The 1,829-nt window shown below is 65.2% G+C and carries 2 protein-coding genes and 1 pseudogene; all 3 read right to left on the minus strand.

The genetic code is table 11. From position 1 onward, the window contains the following. Positions 1–194 (minus strand): annotated as a pseudogene (locus tag MOV75_RS36610) (tripartite tricarboxylate transporter substrate binding protein); the annotation flags it as partial. Positions 195–269: 75 nt separating this feature from the next. Beyond that, positions 270–1,175 (minus strand): VOC family protein, encoded by a 906-nt coding sequence (locus MOV75_RS36615; RefSeq protein WP_246932469.1) that lies wholly within the window; start codon positions 1,173–1,175, stop codon positions 270–272. A gap of 16 nt (positions 1,176–1,191) precedes the next feature. Beyond that, the gene (locus MOV75_RS36620; RefSeq protein WP_247007815.1) at positions 1,192–1,752 is read right to left on the minus strand and encodes a zinc-binding dehydrogenase; all 561 of its coding nucleotides are present in this window, start codon (positions 1,750–1,752) and stop codon (positions 1,192–1,194) included. Positions 1,753–1,829 lie beyond the last annotated feature (77 nt).

The following is a 1,829-nucleotide window of genomic DNA, read 5'->3' on the forward strand; positions in this document are numbered from 1 at the left end:
ATGATCGGTTGCCCGAGCTTCTTCGACAGTCCGTCGGCGATGATGCGCGACAGCGTGTCGGCCGCGCCGCCGGCGGCAAAGCCGTGCAGCAGGCGGATCGGGCGCGACGGATAAGTGTCCGCCGACGCCGGCCCGGTTGCGAGAAAACCGCCAAGCAGAAAAATGGCCGCAGCAAGCCGCTTCATCCGACGCATGGATGCATCCTCCCTTCGATCATTATGTCTTTGGCCGCAGCACGTGCGGCGTTCTTCAACTCGTAGTCCGCTCGCCTAACGAGCGAACTCCGTGCATTCAGGCGATGGCGGCATGCCCCAGACGTCGCGCGGCAGCCCAACCCAGACCTTCGGCCGCTGCGGACGATCGCGATGCCACGGGCGCGGCTCGAAATAGCCGAGCTCCTCGTCCACCATCCGGTCGAGGTCGTGAAACAGTTCGACCAGGTGCCCGTCGGGATTGCGGTGATAGATCGCGGTGTTGTGGCCGGGGCCGTGACGCACCGGGCCCCAGAGCACCGAGAGCTTGTGCCGCGCGAGATGATCGCAGGCCCGATGCATGTGGTCGGGGCCGCGCAGCTCGAAGGCAAGGTGATGAAGACCGCGCACCGGCGCGCGAGCGAAGTTGAGCGTGTGGTGCTCGAAGCCGCTGCGCATGAAGACGAAGCGATCCTCGATCCAGTCGGAGACCCGCAAGCCCGTCACGTTGGCGTAGAACTCCGAAGCGGCTTTCGGATCGGGCGTGCGAAGGGCGACATGGCCAAGCTTGCTGACGGCGAGCCCGCCGATCCGCTCCTGCGCGGGCGTCGGCGTCCAGCCCTGGATCAACTCGAAGCGTGTCCCTTCGGGATCGATGAAGGACAGCAGCCTGGAGACGCCAGGCAGGGAATCGCTCCGAAACTCGGGCCGCAGATCAGCCCGCTTCAGTGCGGCGCCCAGCGCTTCGATCTCAACATCAGGCGATATCTCGAAGGCGATGCTGTTCAGCGCCGGATCGCCGGGCTCGATCACCAGCGAGAGCTGCTCGGAATCGCTGGCGAGGAAGATGCGTTTTCCATCGCGGCCGGCCAGGCCAAGTCCGATCACGCCGCGGTAGTAATCCAGCAGCCGCTCCGGATCGGGCGAGGCGAAGGTCGCGTGCCGCAGCCGGGTGAGGCGTGCAATGGGTGCTTGTGTGCTCATCGTGCGGTCCATCCCCTCATGGAATCATGATGATCTTGCCGAGCGCAGAGCCCTGCTCCAGCAGCGTATGCGCTTTCCTGACTTCGTCGAGCTTCAGGACCGCCGAGATCGCCGGCTTGATCGCGTTGCGGCTCAGCGCCTCGATCACGCTGCGCATCAGGGCACGGCGGCCGTCGCGATCATGGTCGTAGATATGGAAGGAGAAGCAGCGCACGGCCGGGCAGATGTCGAGATGGTTGCGCATCGCCGCCATCAAGTTCTCTTCCGGCAATCCGGCGAACGCGTTGTAGGACAGCAGGGTGCCCCATTTGCCGAGTGCGCCCAGATAGCCGGTGAACTCCGGCCCGCAGACGTGATCGAGCACGAGGCCGACGCCCTCGCCGCCCGTCAGCTCGCGGGTACGCGCCACCACATCTTCGCTCCGGTAGAAGATGACATGATCGGCGCCGTTCGCTTTCGCGAACGCGGCCTTCTCCTCGGTCGAGACTGTGCCGATGACGGTCATCCCTGCAAGCTTGGCCAGTTGCACCAGCGCGGTGCCGACGCCGTTCGCCGCTGCGATGGACGCCGAAGTCATCATCGTGATCGGCGCCAATCCGGCCGTGAACCATCCGGTCGCGGCGACCTTCATCAAGAACGCGGTCAAGCAGAACG

The sequence above is a fragment of the Bradyrhizobium sp. PRIMUS42 genome, from assembly GCF_023006515.1.
GTDB lineage: Bacteria > Pseudomonadota > Alphaproteobacteria > Rhizobiales > Xanthobacteraceae > Bradyrhizobium.